Genomic DNA, 23,567 nt, shown 5'->3' on the forward strand with positions numbered 1-23,567 from the left:
CGCTCAGCGCCCTTTGAAGATCATGATTGTCATCGATGGCGCCGCTGGGGAGGGCGGCGGTCAGGTTCTGCGTACTTCGCTGGCCCTGGCCATGGTCACGGGCCAACCGTTCCGCATCGAGCGCATTCGGGCCGGGCGGCGCAAGCCCGGCCTGATGCGCCAACATTTGACGGCGGTTCTGGCTGCCACGCAGATCTGCGGTGGAACCGCGATAGGCGCGGAACCGGGCTCAACGACGCTTGAGTTCACGCCGGGTAAGGTCCGGGGCGGCGACTACCGATTCGCGATCGGCACCGCCGGCAGCACCATCCTGGTCTTGCAGACCATCCTGCTGCCCTTGCTCCAGGCGGGCGAGAGGTCGCGGCTTGTGCTGGAAGGCGGCACGCATAACCCGCACGCGCCGAGCTTCGCGTTCCTGGAGCGGGCATTCCTGCCGCAGCTCGCGCGCATGGGAGCGGAGGTGTCGGTCAAGCTGGTACGGCCGGGCTTCTATCCGGCCGGCGGCGGTCGGATCGAGGTCGAGATCGCGCCGCTTGAACGGCTGCTGCCGCTGCATGTGCCGCTGCGCGGTGCACTGCAGCGCACGCATGCGGAGGCATTGGTCGTCAATCTGCCTGGCTCGATCGGTGAACGAGAACTGGTGGTGATCGCCAATCGGCTGAAGTGGTCAGCGGAGGACCTGAAATTGCGGACCGACAAGCAGGCACTCGGCCCTGGCAACGTCCTGACGCTGTTCCTTGAGTTTGCGACGATCATCCAGGTGCTGGTTGCGTTCGGCGAGCAGGGCGTATCGGCCGAAGCTGTCGCCAATCGTGCGGCGGGCGTGGCAGCGCGCCTACTAAAAGTGGATGCCGCTATCGAGCCGCACCTCGCTGACCAGCTGCTGCTGCCCATCGCTTTGGCTGGCGCCGGTTCATTTACGACGTTGGCGCTGACATCACACGCGAAAACGAACATCGAGGTCATCCGCCGCTTCATGGATGTGTCGATCTCGGCAATGGAGAATGGTGAGGATCTCTGCGCGGTGCATGTCGCAACGTAGTCGATCCCTTCAGTTCTGCACTGACCTGGGTGCAAAGGTCCGGGCGGCAGTCTCTCTGGGGATTGCCGCCGCCACACGATGTTTTACGGCAGCTCCAGATCCCGCACCCCGTCGCCGAAGAACGCCTGCGGCATCGAGGATTTCTCCGACAGCTCCGATTCCTTGAGCCGCACGCAGGTGCTGGTGCGGTCGAACAATTGGCGCCAGGTCTGCGACTTGGGCCAGGCGTCGATCAGGCATTCGTCGAAATAGGTGAGTTCGAATTCCGCGCCGCAGCCGAAGGAGACGCGGTCGTCGCGCGCGGCGGTGAGCCAGATGCGATTGTCGCCCTTGCTGGCGCGGCCGATGAACACGCCGGAATGGCAGGCGGAGACCACCGCCACCGTCGGGCGCTCGCCGCATTGCGCATCGAGGATGCGGTCGAGCTTGCTGGGTGAGAGCAGGCGGTCGGAATCGTAGTCCTCGCGCAGATAGAGCCCCTTCTCCGTGCCGTGCGAGGTCATGAACACGAAGCAGCCCTGCGCCGCCGAACCCTTGAGCGCGCCGTCGAGGTTGCGGGCGCTCGCCAACGCGCGCGTCGTCGTCTGCAGCCGGCGGTCCGACGTGAGCCGATAGAGCTCGACACCCGGCCGCACTTGCAGAAGCTCCGTCAGCCGGTCGACCGCATTGTCGAACACCGCGGCCGAATCATCCCCCGCCAGCAGCACCACGCGCCAGCTCTGCAGCTTCGCGCTCTGGGCGCTCCCTGCCGGCAGCAATGCCGCGACGACGAGCGCCACGCCGATCATCATGCCACGCAAAATAGTCATTACGTCCATATCTCCTTGAGCCGCCGCAAGGCCGGCGCGACCAGGTGCTCGGGCGCTGCGGCATAGCCGAACATCAGGCCCTGCGGCCCGTCGCCGAACAGATCATAGTCCGAGACGGCCGCGAGTTGGATCCCCTCGCGCGCGGCGGTCCGGGCCAGCGCCTTGTCGTTGCGGCCCCCGAGGCGCCGGCCGATCCGCCCGACCAGATGCAGCCCGCTCTCCTCCGCGCGGAAGGCGACGAGGCCCTTGAGGTGCGTGTCCGCCGCATCGAGGAACGCGCGCTGGCGCGCCGCATAGACCTGGCGCATGCGCCGCACGTGAGCCGCGAGGTGGCCGGAGCGGAACAGCTCGGCCAGCGCGGGCTGCGCCACCATCGAGGGCTGGTCGTCGAGCCGCGTGCGCAGATTCCGGAACGCATCGGCGAGCTGCGGCGGCGCGACCAGGTAGCCGAGGCGCAGGCTCGGGAACAACAGCTTCGAGAGCGTGCCGACATAGATCACGCGGTTGTCCTTATCGAGGCTCTTGAGCGCCGCCAGCGGCCGTCCCGCATAGCGGTACTCGCTGTCGTAATCGTCTTCCAGGATCCAGGCGCCGGCTTCGCGCGCCCAGTCGAGCAGCATGAGGCGCCGCTGCAGCGAGAGCGCGACGCCAAGCGGGAACTGGTGCGAGGGCGCCACGCAGACCAGGCGCGCATGCCCTGCGACCTTGCGGCCCATCGCGACATCGAGGCCCTCTTCGTCGATCGGCACGCCGACCACTTCGCAGGCATTGGCGGCGAGCACGGCGCGGATGCCGGGATAGCCGGGATTCTCCATCCACACCTGGTCGCCGGGATCGAGCAGCAGCCGGCAGGCCAGATCCACCGCCTGGCGGATGCCGCTCACCACCAGCACGTGATCGGGGTGGCAAGCGATGCCGCGCGCTTCGCCGATATAGGATGCGATCGCCGCGCGCAACGCGGGATGGCCGCCGGGATCGCCGCCGATCGGCAGCGACGCTGCGGGCCGGCGCCAGCTGCGCGCGAGCAAGCGCGTCCACAGATCGAACGGGAACTGGCTGACATCGGGCACGCCGGTCGCGAAACAGCTGGGCCAACGCGGGCCGCCGCGGCGATCGGCGCCGACCGGGCCTGCGCTCGCCGCATCGCGCGCGCGGATGCCGAGCTCAGGCTGCGGCGGAGCGGGCTGCGGATCCTGGCGCGCGATCGGCAAGTCCTCCGCCACGAAGACTCCAGAGCGGTGGCGCAGTTCCAGGAAGCCCTCGCTCGCCAGCTGGTCGTAGGCGGCGAGCACGGTGTTGCGCGAGAGGCCGAGCTCGTCCGCCAGCACGCGGGTCGCGGGCAGTCGGGCGCCGGGCTTGAGCCGACCCTCCAGCACCGCCTGGCGAAGCTGGCGATAAAGGCGCTGGAACAGGGGTGACGCACTGTCACCATCCAGCTCCAGCGGGAGCAAGGAACCGGTCCCCGCCTTACGGGCCATGCGTAAAAATTCCTGCGTAATTCTGGTATCCTTTACCTTACGATTCTGGAGCTTCCGATGGAACCAAAATTGCGCTCGACTGCCCTCGAAAGGACGCCATCATGACCGCCTTCACGCCCACCCATCGTTCCAAGGTGAAACGCCTGCACGAGCGCGGCCGCTATGACGAGGAAAGCGTGTTCGCGATTCTCGATGCGGGGCTCGTCGCGCATATCGGCTACGTGATCGACGGCCAGCCTTATGTGACGCCGACCGCCTATTGGCGGCGCGGTCGCACGCTCTATTGGCACGGCTCGTCGGCGAGCCGCATGCTGCGCACGCAGAAGGACGGGGTTCAAGTGTGCGTCACCGTCAGTCTGCTCGATGGACTCGTGGTGGCGCGCTCAGGCTTTCATCACTCGATCAATTACCGCGCCGTGATGGCCTTCGGCCGCGCGCGCATCATCGAAGATGCGAAAGAGAAAGAGGCCGAGCTCGACTACTTCATCGAGCGCATCTATCCCGGTCGCGTCGCGGCTCTCAGGCCGGTGAATCAGCAGGAGCTCAAGGGCACGACGCTGCTCGCGATGGAGATCGAGGAGGCGTCCGCGAAAGTGCGCGTGGGCGAACCGAAGGACGACGAAGAAGACTACGCGCTCGACATCTGGGCCGGCGTCATTCCGATCCGGCAGGTGGTCGGCGCGATCGAGACCGATCCGCGCCTCAAGCCAGGTGTCGCAATGCCGGAGCACCTCAATCGCTTCAGCGATGGCGCACGATTCGACTCACTGCTGTCGGAGAGCACAGGGCGACTCGCGAAGGCGGCCGAGTAGAAAAGAGCGACGCCAATCAAAACGCCCCCTCGCGGGGGAAGGGGTGTTTCTTTGGGGATAAGGTTGCTCTAAGCCGCCCGCACCTTTTCCAGGAATGCGGCGAGTTCGGTGCTGAGTTCTTCGGCTTCGCGGGCGAGGTCGCCGGCGCTTTCGCGGGTGCGCTCGGCGGCGGTGCCGCTGTCGGCGGCGACGTTGGTGACCTCGGCGATGTCGCCGGCCACGCGCTGGGTTCCGCCGAAGGCCTGCTGGGTGTTGCGCGCGATCTCCTGGGTCGCGGCGTCCTGCTGCTCGATCGCGGCGGCGACCGCCTGCGCGATCTCGTTGACCTTGCGGATGGTGGCCCCGACGCCGCGGATGGCGCCGACCGTGGTCTGGGTCGAGGACTGGATGGCGGCGATCTGGCTGGTGATCTGCTCGGTCGCGCGCGAGGTCTGCTGGGCGAGGTTCTTCACCTCCGCGGCCACCACCGCGAAGCCCTTGCCGGCATCGCCGGCGCGCGCCGCCTCGATCGTGGCGTTGAGCGCCAGCAGGTTGGTCTGCTCGGCGATGTCATTGATCAGCTTGGTGACGTCGCCGATGCGCGCGGCGGCATCCGACAACAGGCTCACTTCGGTATCGGCCTGGCCGGCGACCGTGACCGCCTCGCTGGTGGCGTTGTGCGATTCCACCACCTGGCGCGAGATCTCCTGCACCGTGGTCGTCAGCTCCTCGACCGCTGCGGCGACCGTCTGCACGTTGGTCGCGGCACCCTGCGAGGCCTCGGCGGCAGAGGCCGAGCGCTGCTTGGTGCGCTCGACACCGTCGGCCAGCTGCTCCGACAAGGCCGCCATCTCGCGCGCGGAATTGCCGACGCGCTGCACCACGGCGCCGATCGCCTTCTCGAACCGGTCGGCGAAGGCCATCATCTCAGCGCGCTGTTCGTCCGCGACGCGGGCACGCTCCGCTTCCATCTCCGCCTGCATGTGATCGGCGGCCTGCCCGCTCTCCTTGAACACCTGCAGCGCACCGGCCATGCGGCCGATCTCGTCCTTGCGGTCGAGGTTGTCGACAGCAGCCGACCAATCGCGCTTCGCAAGACGCGCCATCGCCTCGGTCAGGACAACGGCCGGACCGGCGACCGAGCGGCTGATCAGCCAGATGAGAGATCCCGCCACCGCGGCGACCACGAGACCCAGCGCCATCAGCATGTTCATGGCGCCGTCGATCGCCGCCTGCAGCTCGTCCTTGGCTGCGTCGAAACTCTTGGAGAAAGTGTCGCTCAGCGCGACCGATTCGACGGTGATGTTGCCGTCCATCCTGGCCAGGTTGCGGCGGCCCTCGTTGAGCGCCCCTGTCGCGGCGGCAATGGCCTGGAAGGCCTTCTTGAAGGCATCGATCTCGGCAACGACGGTCTGATATTGCGGGCCGACGTTGCCCAGGATCGCATAGGTCTTGAGCTCGTCAATCTGCGCCTTGAGCGTTCCCAGGTCATTGCCGGCCGCCGAGCCGTCGCCTGCCGACATCGTGCCGGCGTAGCGGGCGACCTCGCCGTTCAGCTTCGAGAAGGTGCCATAGGCCGCGACCGTCTTTCTGATCAGGCTCAAGGTGCCGCCCTGGGCCGCGCCCTCGGCCAGCGCCGCAAAGGACGCCGACAGCGATTCCGACTGCTTGGCGGCGTCGTCCGCGGCTGCCTTGTGGGCCTCGCGCGCCTGGCGCATGCCCTCGAAGACTTTCCCATACTCGTCCACGATTCCGGCGAGCTTGGCAACCTTGTCCGCGACCGCCGTGCCTTGCGTGAGCGCCGCCAGCTCGGTGACGTTCTTGCGCATCTTGTCGATGCCGACCGTCACCGCCTGTGCCTGCGCGTCACCGCTCATGCGCAGGTACTGGTTCTGCGCCGCGATCACGCGCGAGACGTTGGTTTCGATCTGCGCCGCCAGCTTCGATGCCGCGTAGGCATTGGCCGCGCTGTCGAAGGTGCCGGAGATCGTGCGCATGCCAGTCATGCTGATCATGGCGACGGCGGCGAGGCTCACCATCAGAACCGCGAACACCACCAGGAATTTCCGCGCGATGGCCAGGTTCTTCAGGAACGCATGACCGAACGTCGACTTCAAAGCGAGCTTCGCCACAGAGTCCCCCATCGAATCCGGCGCGCCCAGCCGGCGACGATCCCGCGGCTAGGCCGAACTACATAAGGCGCGATTATTAACGGGATATCTTAACGGAATGTAACCGGCGCACGTTTTGCGCTAGTCCCGTGCCGCGTATTGAGCCAGTTCTGGCTCCGGTACGGGCGGTCGCCCGACCGGTTCGTCCCACATGGCTAGTCACTTCGCCCTGTTGAACGCGCGGGACGTGCAGGAGCGCGGCCGAATGCCGACGTCGGGTCAAAGGCCGCGGCTGTGGGGCCGAGATCGGCATGGACGTCCGCCCAGGCGCCTCGCTTGACTGTCGAATCGGCCGGCGTTAATCGACTTCGACATTGCCCTCTTTGTTGGCGGCCCTGATGGGTAAACCGCGCATCCGATGGGAGGAGAACACCTCGCCAGCCCTGGCAGCGGCGGTTGGACGCGATCCGATTGTCATTCTGCCGGTTGGCTCGGTCGAACAGCACGGCCGTCATCTCCCGGTCGGCTGCGATGCCGACAGTACCCAGGCCGTCGCTCTGCGCGCCGTTGAGGGGTTCGAGTTGGGCGAGCGATCGCTGCTGGTGTTGCCGGCGCTATGGTACGGCTTCTCGCCGCACCATATGAGCTTTCCGGGAACAGTCACCCTCAGCTCGGAAACCTTCCTGACAGTTGTCCAGGACATCGTCGAGTCGGTGTTGAAGCAGGGCGTGCGCCGGGTGGTGATCCTCAACGGTCATGGGGGCAATGTCAGCTCGCTCGATCTCGTCGCGGCGCGCCTCGGCCATGCCTGGCATGGAAAGGCGCGCGTCGTTGCCGTCACGTACTTCCACTTGGCAGCGCCGCGGCAAGCCGAGTTTCGCGAATCCGCGACGGGCGGCATGGGCCATGCCTGCGAGTTCGAGACCTCTGTGCAGCTGGCGCTTCATCCCGATCTCGTCGATATGCCGGCGGCCGTAACCTGCTATCCGACGCCGCCCTCATCACGCCAGTCGACAGACCTCTTCAGCAGCTCGCAGGTGCGCAGCTACCACGACTTCAAGGATCTGTCGCCGACGGGAACTTTCGGCGATCCTACGCTCGCGTCGCCTGAGAAGGGCGAGGCGATCCTGCGCATCTGCGTCGAGGAGTTGCGCGCCTTCCTCGCCGAGTTCGCCACCTGGCCGATGAAGTAGGAGGGACCGCAACCGCGCCACTTGCCCAATTTGTGGAGTCACGCGCGAAGTAGGGCCCCAGGTCGCTAGGTGTATTGAGCTTTCTGGATGTCTGGCAAGGCAACGGCTTTGTCGATTGCACCAAAGGAAACCAGTCTGCCGCCACGTCGGCTATCGAAGTGATAGGCGTCCTACTGCTGACAGATTTCACTCGGCCGCAGCTGGACCCTGAGCGGAAGGCCGACCGACAGGCGCGTCAGCGACTGCCGCGGCGTGATGCTTAAAAGAGGCACGAGTATTTTGCGACCAAGTTCCGATAACCTGACAATACCATCTGGCGGAGTGCCCCGAGGAGTCTGCGCAGCAACTCCAGGTGGCTGGCGAAATTGGCGATGGTGCCGCGCTTGGCCGCCTTGGTCGGGATGGCGGGATCTTGAAAGGCCCGGTTCCGCGAAACGCCAAGTCCAAACGGCACGAGAGTAGAATATTCGTCGAGCAAATCGAAGCGCATCGTCTTTCTCCTGCGCGGAACCTCGGCGTGTTGTTCCGTGAAGGCCAATCTGTCGATGCGCCGTCAACCGAGTGCCAATCAGGGCGTCAGTTTTCCGTCAATGTAGCGTCAATTGTGCTAGTCTGACGTCAATTCGCCTTGTCAGACTAGGTAGGCCGGCCTTAGACGAGATGTCATGACGGGTTACCGGTTCCATCTTCTTGGCCCACCCAAGTTTCAGACTGTGGCAGGCGATCCGGTCACAATCCGTTCGCGCAAGGGTACGGGGCTGCTGGGTTGTCTTGCCCTGGAGGACGGCAAGCCGGTCGGCCGCGATCATCTTTGCGCGCTGCTCTGGTCGGACCGGCAGACGGCCCAGGCCCGGGCGAGCTTGCGTCAGCTGCTCGTCGACCTGCGTCAGGATTTCGGTCATGCGAGCCATGTCCTCGATACCGCCACCGATGGCGCTATCTCATTCTATGAATCGGCTGTCGTGTCTGATGTTGCTGAGTTTCAACGGGTCCGCCGCGCGGACGACCGACAGAGTCTGGAGCAAGCATTCGCCCTGCGGCGCGGCCAATTCCTTGAAGGTCTAGCGCCCGAGAACGCCGCTTTCGCCGATTGGCTCGAAGACAACCGCCGCGTACTAGACAATCTGTGGTGCGAGGCGACGGCGAGGCTGCTTCGGATTCTTGAGCGCGAAGGTGATCACCGGCGAAGCCTGGACGTTGCCGGACGTCTGTTGTCCATCGATCCACTTTGCGAACTGGCACACCAGTCGGTGATCCGAGCGCATATCGCCATGAACAATCGCAGTCTCGCGCTCAGGCACTATCAGGACTTCCGGGAAAGGCTTGATCGCGAATTGGGAGTGGAACCAGACGCATTGACCCGACAAATTGTGCAGGATGTGTCCGCGCAGCGTACAATGCTAACGCAATCTGCCGAAGCGTCGGTATCTGCCGTCCCGAATCGCAGGCCAAAGGCCTCGATTGCCGTCCTGCCGTTCGAACAGTCCGGTGGCAATCCGGAGGACCTTCACTTTGCCGCTGGGCTTACAGAAGATCTGAGTACTGAGCTTTCCCATTTCGCCGACCTTGCGGTCATCGCCCAAGCGTCGGTGAGGCAACATGCCCAGGTTGCCGAGGGCAGGGCGCGCCGGCTCGATACCGAGTATCTGGTTCGCGGCAGCGTCCGCCGGGCGGACCAGCGCGTCCGCATCACCGCGAGCCTCGTTCATGCTGCTGATGGAGTGACGCTCTGGTCCGAACGATTTGACCGCGATTTCAGCGATCTCTTCGCGCTTCAGGATGACATCGTCCGCCGGGTGGTCGCCGTGCTGGCCGCCCGTGTCGAAGCCTTCGAGATGGAAAAGACCCTGCAAAAGCCGGCCATCGGTTATGAAGCTTACGATCTGTTCCTGAAAGCCAGGTTCCTGCAGCGGGAGAGCAGCAGGGAAGGCATTCTTGCGGCGCGGGCCCTGCTTCGCGAGGCCATCGCCCGCGAACCCCGATTCGCATCCGCCTATGCCGAATTGTCGCTTGGATACTCTTACGAACACCAGAGTGATTGGAGTACAGATCTTGAGCTCGCGCGGCAGGAGGCGGTGGCCGCGGCCGAGCAGGCGGTCGCCATCGATCATACGAACAGCAATGCCCACCGGGCCCTTGCAGAAGCGCAATTCTACTGCAATAAAAATTTTGATATCGCTAAGGCCCACGCTGATATGGCATTGGGGCAAAATCCAAATGATCAATTCAGTATGTGCCTCCTGGGATTTGCCTTGGCCTGCAACGGTCATGTCGCGGATGGTCAGCGCTACTCCCTAGAATCTCTCAAACTCAGCCCGCTAGTGCCGGAGCCCTGTCTTTACGCGATCGCAGTTGGTGCATATTTCGAAGGCAATTTTGCTGACGCGGCCAGCGGTTTCGCGCGCGTTGCCGGGACATTTGATGAAGCTCTGGCTTTTCGGGCAGCATCGCTCTGGAACCTCGGCCAGGCTGACACAGCGCGTGATGCCATGCAGCGATTCATGACGCTCAAACGCCAGAAAATGGCTAAGTATCCCGACGACGACGTGGAGAAATGGCGATCATATCTTCTCCGTTTAATGCCGATTGCCGATCCCGCTCGCCTGGAAAAACTCTTTGAAGGGTTCCGGAATGCGGGGTTGCCGGTGTGAAAAAGCGCCAGGCGGTCTGAATTGGCGTGCGGTTCCAACACCGATCGGTACGCCAAGCCTTTGATAACTCTCTGCCAAGAGGACATGCCGGATCGGGGCTTGTGACGTCTGATTCTGGCACGAGGCCGTTCGATATACCCTCGCTCCTGGAGCGACTGCCTAGGGGCAGTCAGCGGACATCGCGTAATAGAGACAGGGCCGTCGGCGATCAGGATCCACACATTAAGCGAGTGGCCCGGGACCGGAACCCGGTTTGCGCCGGGAAACGTCCCTCTAACTGAACTCAGCCCCGCGCTCCAATAGCGCCTCGACGACGAAGCGCCAGACGATGCCAATAAGCGCCACCGTCGGAATAACGGCAAGGCAGACGCTGGCGTTCAGCAGCCCCCACGACACGTCCGTGTTGCGGGCAAGCGCCGCCATCACCACCGAGAGCGGCCGGTTTGCCGCATCGCCGGACAGCACCAGGGCGAACAGGAACTCCGCATAAGAGAGTATGAACGCGAAGATGCCGGTCGCGAAGATGCTCGTGCGCGACAGTGGCAGCACGATCCTGAGAAACACCTGCGTCCGGCTGCAACCGTCGAGCAGCGCTGCGTCCTCGATGTCGCGGGGAATGCGACGGAAGAATATCGTCAGGATCAGCACCGTGAACGGCAGGGTGAGGACCGAATGCACGATGATCAGCGCGGCCTTCGTGCCGAGCAGCTGCATCGCCTGGATCAGCAGGTAGAATGGCGTGATCAGCGCCACCGCCGGCACCAACCGCGACATCACGATAGCGAGGAAAGTTGCGGTCTGACCGCGGAAGCGGAGGCGCGCGAAGGCGTAGGCTGCGGGCGCACCGAGGATGATGTTCACCGCCATCACGCCAAGTGCCACGAGCATGCTGTTCAACATGCCGGCGGGCACCTGCCGCGCTGCATCGGAGATCATGTTCCGGTTGGCGCCGGCGGTCAGATAGGTTGCCGGTATCCTGCCCGTGAAGATGTAGCGATAGTTGTCGGAGGTGGCGCTGTAGCCGAACCAGTTGGGTGGAAAGCTGAAGATGGCCTGGTCCGGCACAACGCTGGCGAACAAGCTCAGGCCGATCGGCCCGGCGCACAGCAGGAACAGCAGCAGCGCGGCGAGATGGACAAGGAGGCGCCGCATCGGTTCACCCGCTCCGGATGATCGCCGCCGGCAGGGCCTTGATGATGGCAGCCATAAAGGCAAGCGACAGGATGACAAGGATGAAACCGACCGCCGAGCCGGTACCGAAGTTCATCATCGAAAAGCTCTCTTTCCAGATCTGAAAGGAGAGCAGCGTGGTTGCCGTGCCTGGTCCGCCGGCGGTCAGCGCATAGACAAGGTCGTAGCTCGTCAGCGCCACCAGCGACTGATAGATGGCAAGCACGACGACCACCGGCTTGATGCTTGGAAAGGTGATGAAGCGGAACCGCTGCCAGGCGTTAGCGCCGTCCACAAGCGCGGCTTCGTAGAGGCCGCGGTCGATACCTCCGAGCGCCGCCATCAGCAGAATGCTGGCGAAGGGAAACTGCGTCCAGACGAAGGCGAGGACGACACTGAGCCGGGCGAGCTGCGGATCGGTCAGCCAGGGAATGTAGCGATCGATGATGCCCAGATGATAAAGGCCAAGATTCAGAATCCCCCAGGATGGATGGAGAATCCACATCCACACCACGGCTGAAATGGCGCCGGGTAGCACCCAAGGCAGGATGACCACCGCCCGCAGGAGTCCACGACCAAAGAAACGCATGAGCAGGAGGCGCGCCACGCCGAAGCCGATGATGATCGTGAGCGGCGCCGTGACAAGGGCAAAGACCACACTATTGACCAGCGCCTCTCGGAAGCCGGGGCTCAGCACGACCTGCCGGTAGTTCTCGAGCCCGACAAACGGCTCCACCGGCATGATGACGATCACTTGATGCAGGCTGGTATACAATACCTGCGCCACGGGATAGAGCGTGAACAGCAGAACCGGTACCAGCACCGGCAGCAACCACGCCATCGGATAGCGGTCATAGGTGCGCGTGGTCATCGTGCATCATCGCCGCATTCCTCCGCCTTCGTCCCGATTTTTGTCGAGGGATGCTACGGTGGTATTCGAGGATATCGAGCGCTGCCCCTCGTCCTGCCGTCTCCCTGCTGAAGGGAACGCGTTCTGGACCGCCATCCGCGAGTCAGTTCCCGCGCACCAGCTTGCGCAGTTCGAGCCAGCGCTTGGCGCCCGCATCCATGGTCTCCGCCACGCTTGCCTCGCCAACCATTGTCTTCGCCAGCAGCGGCCGGAAGAAGCCGCTCCACATGCCGAGCCACTCCGTCTGCGTGCCGTTGATGGCGAGCGTCGCCTGTTTCTTGAAGGTGTCAACGTCGATCCAGCTCGACCAGGCTTTCTGCACGCCGGGATCATCGAACAGCGGCAGCTGGGCGAAACCCAGACCCTTCTCCTCAGCCCAGCGCTTCGCGATCTGAAAATCGCCGCCGCCCATGAACTCGATGAACTGCCAACTAGAGTCGCGGAGCTTGTCGTCCTCCGCTGCTTGGCTCGTCATCGCATAGAACTTGCAGAAGCCGAGGCACGCCTGTGCTTTGCCGGGCATCAGCGCCATGGAGAACTGGCCGGCCAGCGGCTGCGTCGCCTTCTCGTTCATGGCCGCCAGCACATAGTTGAACAGCACGCTGAAGGCATGCTTGCCGGTATTCATCGCCGGAATGATGCGCGACTCGTGATTCTCGAAGGCGATGATGTCGTGCTTCTTCACGGCATCCTGCAACCACTGCAAATGCTTGAAGGCCTCTGAGCCAGGATCGCTGAACAGCGGATTCAGATCCGCATCAAACATTTGGCCGCCGCGGCCATAGACCTGCGAGACGAAGGCTTGATAGAAGTTGGGCAGCGTCTGGTTATATTCGTAGACGAACGGCTTCTCCATCCCGGTCTTCTTCAGCTTCAGGCTGGCCTCCAGCACCTCCTCCCAGGTCGTTGGCACGGTGATCTTGTTGTCGTCGAGAATCTTCCGGTTGTACTGGAAGGTGATGAGGTCGGCGTAGTAGGGCAGGCCGTAGAGCTTGCCCTTATAGGTCATGTCGCGAACCGCATAGTTCGCGATCTTGTCTTTGTAGCTCGTGAGCTCTGGGTAGTGATCCTCGATCGGCACGAGCCAGCCCGCCAATGCCCAGCCGGGTAGCCAATCCTCGCCGCAATACATCACATGGGTCGGCGTGTTGCCGCGAAGCCGCAGCATCATCGTGTCGAAGTAGTCTGGCCAGGTATAGTCCGTGAGCGTTACTTTGACGTCCGTATGACCGGCCTCAAACTTTCTGATGTTGTCCTGGATGGTATCGAGTGAATAGTTCCAGACTACGAAGTTGAGGTTCGCCACATCCTGCGCAATCGCCCTAAGCGGGATTGCACCAAGTGCAGCCGCGGCGCCTGTAGCGCCGAGCAGCTGCCGCCGACTGAGATTGTGCATCATGGTTGTCCTCCCTGTGTCAGGAGATGATTGTTGTTCTTGTCTCCGTCTGTCGTTTTGTTGGTCGATAATGGTGCTCCCACACCAAAATGTGAGTCAAGTCAGCGTCGACGCAACGGGCCCTCCTTCCTTCGCTTCATCCTGAGCCAGTCGAGGGCGACATGAAATTTCGCGAGTCTGGTAGCTGTCGAAATAGCTGCAATCGAGCACGAACGTCTTCGGATGCGTGCCGAGAGTCCGGACCTGGCACGGATGAGAAGTAGCCGGCGCGCCTATGGATGTCTCCATCTGCTGGAAGAACGGACACATCGCAGCGGCTTCGCTACAGCCGGGTTTTGACCTTCGCTCCCTGCGCCCGGCTAGTTCTAGGCACATCCAGTTGCCCATGCCTACAAAACGCGTTAGGCCTCGCGCAGGCCCACACACTTCAGGAGAACTCATGTTTGACCACGTCAAATTCGGAGTCAGCGACTATGCAGCGAGCAAGGCGTTCTTCCTCAAGGCACTCGAGCCGCTCGGTGTAGCTGTTGTCTCGGAGGGTTCCCCGACGTACGGTGTCGAGCTTAGCCCAAAGGGTGATAAGTCTTCATTGTGCATGTTCCAAACCGAGGAGAAGCCGGCGCATCTTCACTTGGCGTTCACGGCCGAGAACCGCCAGCAAGTCGAAGCGTTCTATCGCGCGGCTCTGGAGGCGGGTGGCAAGGACAACGGTGCGCCTGGTCTGCGCCCGCACTACCACGCGAACTACTATGCAGCTTTCGTCATTGGTCCGGACGGGCACAACATCGAAGTGGTTTGTCACGAACCCGAGGCCTAACCCTTCCGTCAAGGGACGTCCACAAGCGCACGACTCACCTTCGCGTGGTTCGAGCGCTCTGAACTAGGCGGCGTCGACGTTCGGCCTTCGTCTGTGCCAACGGCATTGGCCGAGCCGGAACTCATCTTCCATCACATCGTGCACCGTGACCAGAATGCGGCCTAACCCCTTCGCTCGGTGAACCGCCGGTGGGCTGCTGTCATCTGAGTAGGTCCGCTGTCGGAGGTAGATCAGACCTTCCCGTGGATCTACTGCGCGATCCGAGTTTAACCCGAACCCGTCTTGCAGTGGAGGAAGCACTTGCCCGCAGAGATGAAGGCCACAGGTTAGCCGGTCGCCTGCCATCCGAGATCGGCGACACGTTGATGGCGATTGATGCACCATGGGAACATCCAAGGCGAGAGGGGAATTTCGCATAGATGCGCCAGGATGCGCCAAAAGCCGCCGCGCTGCTGCTTCCCCGGGCTAGGCAGACCATTCGCCGCACCGGCGCCATCGTTGGTACCGCCCTCACAGCAGCCGCCTCCGGCGCCGGCAGCTGGTTCCGCGTGACCTTCGTCGATCTGGGCCGGCAGCTCCGCTGGTCATACCTGCCGCCGCTGATGGTCTATCTTGCGGCCGGCATCTCCGGCCTGACGGCGATCGTCGGGACCTTCTTCGTCAAGGACTATCTGGGCCTGTCGGCGGCCTTCCTTGCCGGGCTCACCTTCTGGGCCGGCATCCCCTGGGCGCTCAAGATGCCGCTCGGCCATCTGGTCGACCTTATCTGGCGCTGGAAGGCGCTGCTGGTCTGGCTCGGCGCAGGGCTGATCGCAGCCAGCGTCACCATCATGTACGCCTTGATCGCCCATACCGAAGCGATGACCGCGATCATGTCCGCCGACGCCTGGTACGTCATGGCCGCCCTGCTGGCGCCCAGCGGCTACGTCGTTCAGGACGTGGTGGCGGACGCGATGACGGTCGAGGCAGTGCCGCAGTTCGACGAGAACGGAAAGAGGTTTGCGGAAGCCGACATCAAGGCCATGCATACCACCATGCAGACGCTCGGCCGCTTCGCCATCATCAGCGGGACGGTGGCCGTTGCAGCGGTCAACGTCATCTTGTTCGAAGGTGTCGAGACTCTGGAGGAGACGGAAAAGGCGGCCATCTATGCCGATGTCTACCTGCTGGCATTGTTCATTCCGGCCGTCTCCGTCGCAGGCGTCACCCTCGGGTCGTTGATGCAGCACTGGCGGGCCAGACGGTTGCGCGCAAAGGGCGTCGAGGAAGAAAAGATCGAGGCGGACCTCTTCGCCCCGTCGGGGAAGGTCAAACCCAACTGGCTGATCCTCGGCGGCAGCGGCGCATTCGTCGCCTTCAGCCTGGCCACCGGACTCGGCAAGGCACCCTATGCGCAGGAGATCATCTTTCTCGGCTCGATAGCGATCGTTGTCTTCCTGATCCGGCGCCTCGTGCTGGAGCTTGCGCCCGACCTGCGCGGCCCGCTGATCGGCACCGCCATCATCATCTTCGTGTTCCGGGCGGTACCGCTGCCGGGATCCGGCGCCACCTGGTTCCAGATCGACGTGCTCGGGTTCGATCAGCAGTTCATCTCGGTGCTGTCGCTGATCACCTCCGTGCTGACGCTTGCCGGCCTGGTGATTCTGCGGCCGCTCATGGCGCGCCGATCCATCGCCTATATCGTCGTGTTGCTGACGATCGCCGCGGGCGTGCTCTCGCTGCCGAACATTGGTCTCTATTACGGCGTGCATCATTGGACCGCGGCGTGGACCGGCGGTGTGGTCGATGCGCATTTCATCGCGATCATCGATACGGCGCTGGAATCGCCGCTCGGCCAGGTCGCGATGATCCCGATGCTGGCCTGGATTGCCCGCAACGCGCCGGCAAATCTCAAGGCGACCTTCTTTGCGGTGATGGCCTCGTTCACCAATCTCGCCCTGTCGGCCGGCTCGCTGCTTACCAAGTACCTCAACCAGATCTTCCTTGTGACGCGCGAGGTGCGCGATCCCGTGACCGGTGCCATTGAGGTCGCTGCCGACTACAGCGAGCTCGGCTGGCTCCTGATAGCCGTCGCCATGATCGGTGTCGCAATCCCACTGGCGGTTATTATGACGGTGCAGAACAGCCGCCTCCGGACCGAGCAGTGAGGCTCCTCAGCGTGGGCGAGGCGCGTATCGAGCCATTCAGGCTCCGGTGCGGATGCAGGGCGGTCGCCCGACCGGTTCGTCCCACATGGCCAATCACTTCGCCCTGTTGGACGTGCGTGCCGATCTCGGCCCTTGCGTCGGAAAGGCCGCTGCAGTCAGGCTCGGAGCCGGAGCGGACGTGTGCGCGTCGCAGTCATATATCGCGCTTCCGTTTGGCGCGCGGCTTGGAGCGCTGCGCACTGCCTGCTTGTATTGCGAGGGCCGCGGTTTCGACCGGACAGATCTCCTGTGGACAGGCGGCGATTTCGCACAAGCGGCAGATGTGATCGCAACGCTCCCGGTCCGGCGTCATTGCGTAGAGCATCTTGCCCAACAGCTTCTCGAGCATGGCTTGCTCTTGCGATGTGAGCGCTGCCAATGGCCGCCGAACCGCACCGCGCCTCGCCGCAAGCACAAGCTCGGCGATGCTGTGCCCTCGTCGCGTAAGATACAACGCGATAAATCGCTGATCCGAAGAGCCCGCGCGACGTTCCGTGAGACCTGCGGCGACGAGGCGATCAACCAATCGTCCCGCTCCTGAAGGCGTCAGTCGCAGAAACTTGCGCAACGTGTCCAACGACATTCCGGGATACGCATGGATGGTAGCGAGCGCGGCCGGTGCGCCAGCGATCATTCCGCTCATTGCTTCGATCGCAGCAAGCATGTCGTCCGTTGCTGCAAGCGCGAACGCGCCGGCAAGATTGGTCAATCTCGGTGAGGGCATGTGATCACTCATTGTTTGAGTGGAACAAATAATCGGCTGTTTTGTTCCACTGATCGCAAAGAGGCTGCCATGTCGGATCTTTCCCGTCCAGACGGACCCCGCCGGCTGCAGGCAGCGTGAGAGCATAGGAAATCTTCGGTAGGAGTCGTCGTATGACAGAGTCCGCAACTGCACTTGTTTTCGCAGACCCGTCCGGCGTCGTCCGTATCTGGAATTCGGCCGCCGAGTCCCTGTTCGGGCACCGGGCCACCGAGGCCATCGGCCAGACGCTCGACCTCATCGTCCCGCCCGACTACCGTGCGCGCCATTGGGCAGGCTTCCAGGCCGCCATGGCTGCCGCGGATGGCAATATCGATCATTCATCGTTCAACATCCCTGCGCTGCACCGGGACGGAACGGTCATTCGGGTTGCGGTCAGGCTGCTTGTGGTCCACGACAGCCGAAACCGGGTGGTCGGCGCCATGGCCGTCTTCTCGCCGGACGACGACAGCGCGCCGCCGCTAACGCGCTTGTAGACCCGCTTGCAGATCAAACGGCGGCCGCCTCACGCGCGCCCGCCGCTCACTGCCATGGATGTGTTCGTGTCCACGTCCTCGAGGAACAGCACGCTCTGCGACCTCCTGATGCCGACTACAAAGGTCGGGAGTTCGAGGTCTAGCTGACGTGAACTGCAATTAGTTTCGGTCTAGCTTTGTAAGCGACGTCCGCGGCGGATCATTCAACTGTCGTCTCTGATCCTTAACGGACCTCCGGCAGGTCTGCTTCAGCGCGGCTACCCGGCCAGTCCGCCGGCACGAAACTCACTGGCTAACCGGCTGCGATTCTCCTGCAGGCAATACAAGAAGTTCTCTTCGATCTTGGCCGAAGGGTTGGACGGGATCATGGTTCCCGGCTTCTTGGATGGGTTATCGGAATTGGATCATCGAAACTGACTATAAGTGCAGACTGCGCCCTGCCGTGTGTCTCAGGCAATTGCTCGGCGAGCTACCACCTCTTCTTTCCGGGCCCGAAAGCACCCAGCTTACCTTGAGCCAGCACCGTCGTTTCCGCGGCGACAAATGCTTTTGGCTTGGCCTGCTTGGGTTTCTTCGGCTCACGATTGCCGCGTTTCCGACCTTTGCTCATTCCGCTCTCCTATGATTGATGTGGTGCTGCACAGCTATTTCATGTCCGAGGCAACCAGCGTGTATGAGCCTTTGCGCTGACGGCGGGAATAAATCCGATCCGCCGACCTGAAGATTCGGCTGCGGTAGCGATCGAACGCATTGAGCAGTCCCGGCTCATCTCTCGTGGCGCTCGGGTCCACACGGCACAGCGCATCAGCCTCGACAAAGAACGGGATCTCAAGTGCTTCGTCGTATGCCCAAAAGCGCACGCAACGCTGCCTGGCGTCGTAGATGCGGCTTGCGTTTGGAAAACTGAGTGCCATCGGACCCATCATAATCTCTTTCCTCACCCGAGTCCGACTTATTCGGATACCGACCGGAGGACAGTCGGTTCAAGTCCGGCCGCTAGAATCCAAAATGGCGGGTCGATCTCGATCGCAGATCGCGCGGTGGGGCAAGCCGGATCGCGTTTCCATGCGCCAGTCTCGGCTGCGAGTCCCCCGAGCCTGACGGCGCGGACGGCTGTGAAGCTCGGGTCACCTGGAGCCGTTCAGCGACGTCCCGCCGCTCGGTGCGACGATCATGCCTCAGGAGCTGCGCTCTTACCGCAGAGGCCGTTCAGATCTGCCGCTGCGTCTTCGATGAGCTGCTTAATCCGCGGGTCCCGCGCATCGGTCGTCTCGGCGAATAGGCGCAACAGGTAGAGCGCCTTCTTTGCCGCCTCTGTCCAGTTGGTCGCCGGCGCGGCGAACAGGAATTTCTCGAGCTCGGCTCGGCTGTCCCGTAGTGACGCCTGATCTGCTTCGACTTCTGAACGATGCCGCCTCGCTTCAGTCGCTTTCTGCGAGGCCATACCACGATGCTGGTCGAGAAGAACTGCTGGTGTCGTGTTGTCGTTGTCCGACACGATCGCCGATGATCCGTCAGGTCGCTGCGGGCTTGGCCAGTGCGTCCGCGCACTTGCTCGCCAGATCACGGTTCGGACCATCGGTCGCGGGCATTGTGGCCCAGCCGCTCTTTATGACAAAGTCCCGCTGCTCGTAGGATGACTTCATGGCGAGCAGCTGCTCGATCTTCGCGGTCATGTCGGGATCAAGCTTCGATTGACTGACACAGATTGGGACGAGCGCATCGATCACGGCGCCGTCGGCTCTCTGCTGCGCCAAGCGTTCAGCCGAGCCACCGGTATACCATCCACCCTGAGAAAAGCCGACGATCATAGTCGCGATCGCGCCAACGATCGCACCGGTAATGCCCGGTTTTGTCCATGTTGGGATTTGCATTGGTGTACTCCCTGTTCGGGCAGCGGCGGTGCCGTTGCTCCGACTACCAGCATGCGCCCTTATCGGCGACTAAGATAGGAGAATAACCGGGCACTCGGGGCTTGCCTAACGCGGGGTCGCGCACATCCTGCATGCTGCGCGTCCGCATGGGATGGCGACGCCAGCTGGTGTGGGTGATCCTAGGACTGATGTGCAGGTTCAATGCCTCCGCGGCGCGCCCGCTCGCGGCGGCAAAGCCCAATCGGGGACGTGATGGCCCCATCTTACGCGAACGAGCGGACGACGTGGATGATCGCCGCCATGATGAGTGCCAACAGGGGCACCACGACCGGTCGGACAAACCAAACCGTCATGTTCTGCTCGTCGGGAAAAGACCATCCATTGCATGCGCCATGCTCACCGGTCAGCGCTACGGCGTTGAGGCGCGCGGCACCTTCCGCGTCCGCCATGCAGCGCACTCATTTCTTATACCTCGCTGTGAGCGGCATCCATGGCTAGAGCCGCCTCAAGCTGCTGCGGATCAATGACTGCGACCTGCAACGCGCCACAATTATCCCAGGCGCCGGCCTTCATCTGCATCATCGTTGCCATCCGGCGATAGGCCGGAAAGGAGCCTTCCGGCAGCTCTTCATCGGTTTCGACAGAATAGGTCCCGGCCGGCTGCTCACCATCAAATCCGCTGAGGCTGAAGGGCCGCTTGAATGTGACCGTTCTCTTGGTGCGTGTCGTCACGGCGCCTCCGGAAAAGAGGGAAAACCTTCCCCATGTACTGTCGCTCATAATTGCTTGGTTGGCTCACTTCGGGCGCAAGGTTGCCGGACCGAGCCGCCGGCTCGGCGGGCGCACCCATATTGGCAATATTGGCGGATGTTCATCAGATAATCCTCAAACGCTTTACTTACAACATTTACATTGAAAAGCGTCTGAATAAATAATTCTGCGATATAAATGGCGCAGTTCTCATACTCGCTTGCGCAGCCTTGCGGTCGAAGGTGGGAGTCACCCGGCATTCACCGGTCGCGCGGATGCGCTCTCAAGCGGGCGGGCCGCCATTCGGTCCCATCCACCGGGCCGCTTAAGCGAAGAGACGGAGCGAAGTGAGCGTTGCGGTGCCGGAACCGTTCTTGTTTGGAACAATCGTAAGACGGAGGTGGCTAACCTGGTGAAGGTTCAGCCGCTGTTGTTCGCGCTGGTAGGTGGCTCCCCGAGGGCTGAAGGTGTACTCCTGAACCAGGAGCTGGCGGTATGTTCGGCCTCCATCCTCGGAGACTTCTACGCGCACCTCTTGGGTGCGTTCGCGTATTGCCTCTTCGACCTCGTACACGAGCCGCGAGATAGTCTGAGGTTGATCAAACTCCACCAAGATTTGCTCCGTGACGTCAGGCCGTGCACTCGTCCAACGCGTCGCTCCAGGCCCTGATTGTCCGTCCAGCAAGTGTTCGATCGGATGCGCCCGATCCTCTGAGGAATAGGCGATCGTCGCGCAGCTGGGGATATCGACCTCGTCTGCGGCACGATCGCGCATTGGCCCATCGGATCCTAGCTGTCGCTTACGAAAGTTGGATGGGTTCGGGTCGCTCATTGTCGCCTGCATTGGATCCGTTTCGCACTCACAGTACGTGGGTGCTCCTCAACGATATTCCAGCCCCCAACGCGCGACATGTCCTAAACCAGACCACAAGTCGTTCTTGATAGGCGCCAGTGGAACAGAGGAGGCGAAAGCTCATGAGGATGTCGAGACGCCGGCGATCCAACCTGCGGCCGGTCCGTCCTCGTAGGCGTCGCCAACCCGCCGGGCCCCGCGCGGAACTATAGCACGATCAGCCTAGCCAAGCCGGTGGCCGCCTGGGTCATAGGAATGCTTGTACTTCCGCCATGTTAAACATGTGCGCCGCCACGACAAGACTGGCAGTGGTTGATGGATAAACCACGAGGGCGCTCATGTTTTCTTGCTTACCAGAGAGACTTGCGCTCGGGAGAAAGCCATGAAGCAGAGCAAAAGACCGAGTGATCTCGCCCGTTTAATAGACGCCGAGATTGCCGACAGCTTTGACGAAGAACTGGAGATGGAGGTTGACGATCAGCGGCTGGGGATGCTGCTGGAAGGCTTGGCCGAGAAGGCCGAGCCCGAGGGTCTCGACCGGCATTTCTATTTTAAGGAATTGTTCCGGCTGCAGCGGGAACTGGTGAAACTGCAAGACTGGGTGGTGGACCAGAAGCTCAAGATCGTTGTCGTTTTCGAAGGGCGTGATGCTGCCGGCAAGGGCGGGGTCATCAAGCGGATCACGCAGCGGCTCAATCCACGCGTCTGTCGCGTGGTGGCACTACCCGCGCCCACTGAGCGCGAGCGCACACAATGGTACTTCCAGCGCTATGTGCCCCACCTCCCCGCTGCCGGCGAGATCGTTCTCTTCGATCGGAGCTGGTACAACCGCGCTGGTGTCGAGCGCGTGATGGGATTTTGTACGGCGGAAGAGGTCGAGGAGTTCTTTAGCACTGCGCCCGATTGGGAGCGGATGCTCGTTCGCTCTGGAATCGTGCTGATCAAATACTGGCTCTCGATCACAGACGAGGTGCAACACTTGCGGTTCCAGATGCGCATCCACGATCCCATCAAGCAGTGGAAACTGAGCCCCATGGATCTTGAGTCGAGGAGCCGATGGGAGGAATACACCAAGGCAAAAGAAGCGATGCTCGAGCGAACTCACATTCCCGAAGCGCCATGGTGGATCGTCGATGCCGACGACAAGAAAAAGGCTCGGCTAAACTGCATCCATCACCTCCTGAGTCAAATCCCTTATAAGGAGGTTAAGCGTTCACCGGTCGTGTTGCCTCGCCGCATCCGGCACGCCGACTATATACGCGGCCCCGTTCCGCCAGAGATGTACGTTCCGGATGTCTATTGACGCATTAGGAGCCCAAATAACTTGCGCATCCGGCGATCGATTTGCACCTGCCGCGGGCCGACACGTTCGGGTGACCGGTGCGCCATTGACGGCGGCGTCGCAAAAGTTCGCCGCACGAGGGCGCCGGCAGGAGAGGTCAGCTATATCGCGGGACTGCGGGTAAGTTCCGACGAACCACGACGGTGGTTGCCTGGATCGCCAGCAACGCATGTCCACCTCTGGCAGTGATTGAGACAAACCAAATTGCTGATGTAGGCCACCGACATGGCAGCTACTTCGAGACAGAGAACTCCCTGCGACTCTCACGCGAGATCTGTATGAATTCATTTTTGTTTTCCGGCGTACCATCGGGTTCCGCCCGCAGATTCCGCGGAGCTCGGGGGCAGCTTCAACTGCAGCGCGGTCGCGACTCTCGTCACCACCTGGTCTTGAAGCTCAAAAACGTCGGCCCACTTGCCGTCAAACCGCTCGACCCAGACATGGCCGCTTGTCGTGCTGTCGATGAGCTGGGCATTGATGCGGATGTCATCGCCAACGCGCCGGATGTTTCCCTCGAGGATGTGACGGACGTTGAGTTCCTTGGCGACCTCCGCGGGCTTCACCGCCTTGCCCTTGTAGGTGAAGGCGGCATTGCGCGAGATCACCAGCCCGCTGATTTTTGCCTTAGGGACAATGAGAATGCCCGCAAGCGCCGCGCTGGACGCAATCGGCGCCTAGTCGACGCGTGCGAGCAGCGCTTTGCCTGTGCTCGCCTCGATGATAAAGGTTCGAGTGGTGACCTTGCGGGAGCTTCATCCAGGCGGGCCTGGTCATGGCCGGAGGCATTTCTGCCGCGATTGTGGCGCCGGCCTCTTCTACACCAATGACGACGTATTGCCTGGGATCATTGACATCCAAGGCGCAACCTATGATGACCCCGATGCAGTTCCGGCTGGATTTCATGTTCAGGTCGCCGAGCGTGTTGGATGGATGGAACATGCGCACGAATTGCCGA

At 62.4% G+C, this 23,567-nt stretch carries 24 protein-coding genes; 8 read left to right on the forward strand and 16 right to left on the reverse strand.

The window, feature by feature from the left end; translation table 11 throughout:
• Positions 1-22 precede the first annotated feature (22 nt).
• Complete coding sequence (rtcA, locus tag DTX69_RS21525) at positions 23-1,042, forward strand: RNA 3'-terminal phosphate cyclase (RefSeq protein ID WP_119303735.1); 1,020 nt, start codon at positions 23-25, stop codon at positions 1,040-1,042.
• Between the two features lie 83 nt (positions 1,043-1,125).
• Here the strand turns inward: rtcA and DTX69_RS21530 are convergent, their stop codons facing one another.
• Positions 1,126-1,851, reverse strand: coding sequence for a C13 family peptidase (locus DTX69_RS21530; RefSeq protein WP_162917430.1), 726 nt, complete (start codon positions 1,849-1,851; stop codon positions 1,126-1,128).
• Positions 1,851-3,329 carry a MocR-like pyridoxine biosynthesis transcription factor PdxR gene (pdxR, locus tag DTX69_RS21535; protein WP_119303649.1) on the reverse strand — a complete coding sequence of 493 codons (1,479 nt, stop codon included), beginning with the start codon at positions 3,327-3,329 and terminating at the stop codon, positions 1,851-1,853. Before pdxR ends, DTX69_RS21530 begins: the two co-directional genes overlap by 1 nt.
• Before the next feature lie 101 nt (positions 3,330-3,430).
• Between pdxR and DTX69_RS21540 the strand changes: the two genes are divergently transcribed.
• A complete protein-coding gene (locus DTX69_RS21540; protein ID WP_119303650.1) occupies positions 3,431-4,141 on the forward strand; it encodes a pyridoxamine 5'-phosphate oxidase family protein in 711 nt (236 codons plus the stop codon).
• 68 nt (positions 4,142-4,209) lie between these two features.
• Here the strand turns inward: DTX69_RS21540 and DTX69_RS21545 are convergent, their stop codons facing one another.
• On the reverse strand, positions 4,210-6,252 hold the full coding sequence (locus tag DTX69_RS21545) for a methyl-accepting chemotaxis protein (protein WP_162917431.1): 2,043 nt from the start codon (positions 6,250-6,252) through the stop codon (positions 4,210-4,212).
• A 377-nt stretch (positions 6,253-6,629) separates the two neighbouring features.
• On the opposite strand from DTX69_RS21545, the gene DTX69_RS21550 reads away from it, so the two are divergent.
• On the forward strand, positions 6,630-7,424 hold the full coding sequence (locus tag DTX69_RS21550; protein WP_119303652.1) for a creatininase family protein: 795 nt from the start codon (positions 6,630-6,632) through the stop codon (positions 7,422-7,424).
• Positions 7,425-7,683: 259 nt separating this feature from the next.
• Here the strand turns inward: DTX69_RS21550 and DTX69_RS21555 are convergent, their stop codons facing one another.
• The gene (locus DTX69_RS21555; protein ID WP_119303653.1) at positions 7,684-7,914 is read right to left on the reverse strand and encodes a hypothetical protein; all 231 of its coding nucleotides are present in this window, start codon (positions 7,912-7,914) and stop codon (positions 7,684-7,686) included.
• Between the two features lie 175 nt (positions 7,915-8,089).
• Here DTX69_RS21555 and DTX69_RS21560 point away from each other — a divergent pair, with 175 nt between their 5' ends.
• Positions 8,090-10,075, forward strand: coding sequence for a BTAD domain-containing putative transcriptional regulator (locus DTX69_RS21560; protein WP_119303654.1), 1,986 nt, complete (start codon positions 8,090-8,092; stop codon positions 10,073-10,075).
• Between the two features lie 273 nt (positions 10,076-10,348).
• Here DTX69_RS21560 and DTX69_RS21565 read toward each other — a convergent pair whose 3' ends face one another.
• The 3 genes from DTX69_RS21565 to DTX69_RS21575 all read right to left on the reverse strand — a co-directional run bounded on the left by DTX69_RS21565 (position 10,349) and on the right by DTX69_RS21575 (position 13,554).
• Positions 10,349-11,227, reverse strand: a complete 879-nt coding sequence (locus DTX69_RS21565) for a carbohydrate ABC transporter permease (RefSeq protein ID WP_119303655.1) — start codon at positions 11,225-11,227, stop codon at positions 10,349-10,351.
• A gap of 4 nt (positions 11,228-11,231) precedes the next feature.
• Positions 11,232-12,068: a carbohydrate ABC transporter permease gene (locus tag DTX69_RS21570; RefSeq protein WP_284735985.1), complete on the reverse strand. Its 837-nt coding sequence runs from the start codon at positions 12,066-12,068 to the stop codon at positions 11,232-11,234.
• Between the two features lie 190 nt (positions 12,069-12,258).
• Positions 12,259-13,554, reverse strand: a complete 1,296-nt coding sequence (locus tag DTX69_RS21575) for an ABC transporter substrate-binding protein (protein WP_119303657.1) — start codon at positions 13,552-13,554, stop codon at positions 12,259-12,261.
• Between the two features lie 436 nt (positions 13,555-13,990).
• Between DTX69_RS21575 and DTX69_RS21580 the strand changes: the two genes are divergently transcribed.
• Together DTX69_RS21580 and DTX69_RS21585 are read left to right on the forward strand one after the other, a co-directional pair.
• Positions 13,991-14,368, forward strand: a complete 378-nt coding sequence (locus DTX69_RS21580; protein WP_119303658.1) for a VOC family protein — start codon at positions 13,991-13,993, stop codon at positions 14,366-14,368.
• Positions 14,369-14,787: 419 nt separating this feature from the next.
• Positions 14,788-16,515 (forward strand): MFS transporter, encoded by a 1,728-nt coding sequence (locus DTX69_RS21585; protein ID WP_119303659.1) that lies wholly within the window; start codon positions 14,788-14,790, stop codon positions 16,513-16,515.
• A 193-nt stretch (positions 16,516-16,708) separates the two neighbouring features.
• Here the strand turns inward: DTX69_RS21585 and DTX69_RS21590 are convergent, their stop codons facing one another.
• Complete coding sequence (locus DTX69_RS21590) at positions 16,709-17,404, reverse strand: MarR family winged helix-turn-helix transcriptional regulator (protein ID WP_119303660.1); 696 nt, start codon at positions 17,402-17,404, stop codon at positions 16,709-16,711.
• Between the two features lie 26 nt (positions 17,405-17,430).
• Between DTX69_RS21590 and DTX69_RS21595 the strand changes: the two genes are divergently transcribed.
• Complete coding sequence (locus DTX69_RS21595) at positions 17,431-17,793, forward strand: PAS domain-containing protein (protein WP_119303661.1); 363 nt, start codon at positions 17,431-17,433, stop codon at positions 17,791-17,793.
• 469 nt (positions 17,794-18,262) lie between these two features.
• Here the strand turns inward: DTX69_RS21595 and DTX69_RS30305 are convergent, their stop codons facing one another.
• The 7 genes from DTX69_RS30305 to DTX69_RS31080 form a co-directional block, all read right to left on the reverse strand.
• The gene (locus DTX69_RS30305; protein WP_162917433.1) at positions 18,263-18,403 is read right to left on the reverse strand and encodes a hypothetical protein; all 141 of its coding nucleotides are present in this window, start codon (positions 18,401-18,403) and stop codon (positions 18,263-18,265) included.
• Between the two features lie 34 nt (positions 18,404-18,437).
• Positions 18,438-18,707, reverse strand: a complete 270-nt coding sequence (locus DTX69_RS21600; RefSeq protein ID WP_119303736.1) for a DUF1488 family protein — start codon at positions 18,705-18,707, stop codon at positions 18,438-18,440.
• Positions 18,708-18,964: 257 nt separating this feature from the next.
• Positions 18,965-19,291 carry a hypothetical protein gene (locus DTX69_RS21605; protein ID WP_284735972.1) on the reverse strand — a complete coding sequence of 109 codons (327 nt, stop codon included), beginning with the start codon at positions 19,289-19,291 and terminating at the stop codon, positions 18,965-18,967.
• Positions 19,292-19,307: 16 nt separating this feature from the next.
• Positions 19,308-19,604, reverse strand: a complete 297-nt coding sequence (locus DTX69_RS21610; RefSeq protein WP_284735973.1) for a hypothetical protein — start codon at positions 19,602-19,604, stop codon at positions 19,308-19,310.
• Positions 19,605-19,930: 326 nt separating this feature from the next.
• Complete coding sequence (locus DTX69_RS21615) at positions 19,931-20,116, reverse strand: hypothetical protein (RefSeq protein WP_119303664.1); 186 nt, start codon at positions 20,114-20,116, stop codon at positions 19,931-19,933.
• A 16-nt stretch (positions 20,117-20,132) separates the two neighbouring features.
• A complete protein-coding gene (locus DTX69_RS21620; RefSeq protein ID WP_284735974.1) occupies positions 20,133-20,399 on the reverse strand; it encodes a hypothetical protein in 267 nt (88 codons plus the stop codon).
• A gap of 343 nt (positions 20,400-20,742) precedes the next feature.
• A complete protein-coding gene (locus tag DTX69_RS31080) occupies positions 20,743-21,261 on the reverse strand; it encodes a discoidin domain-containing protein (RefSeq protein WP_119303666.1) in 519 nt (172 codons plus the stop codon).
• 391 nt (positions 21,262-21,652) lie between these two features.
• On the opposite strand from DTX69_RS31080, the gene ppk2 reads away from it, so the two are divergent.
• A complete protein-coding gene (ppk2, locus tag DTX69_RS21630; protein WP_119303667.1) occupies positions 21,653-22,573 on the forward strand; it encodes a polyphosphate kinase 2 in 921 nt (306 codons plus the stop codon).
• A gap of 323 nt (positions 22,574-22,896) precedes the next feature.
• Here the strand turns inward: ppk2 and DTX69_RS21635 are convergent, their stop codons facing one another.
• Positions 22,897-23,217 (reverse strand): hypothetical protein, encoded by a 321-nt coding sequence (locus DTX69_RS21635; RefSeq protein ID WP_119303668.1) that lies wholly within the window; start codon positions 23,215-23,217, stop codon positions 22,897-22,899.
• Between the last annotated feature and the right edge of the window lie 350 nt (positions 23,218-23,567).

The organism is Dongia deserti (assembly GCF_003574735.1).
Lineage (GTDB): Bacteria > Pseudomonadota > Alphaproteobacteria > Dongiales > Dongiaceae > Dongia_A > Dongia_A deserti.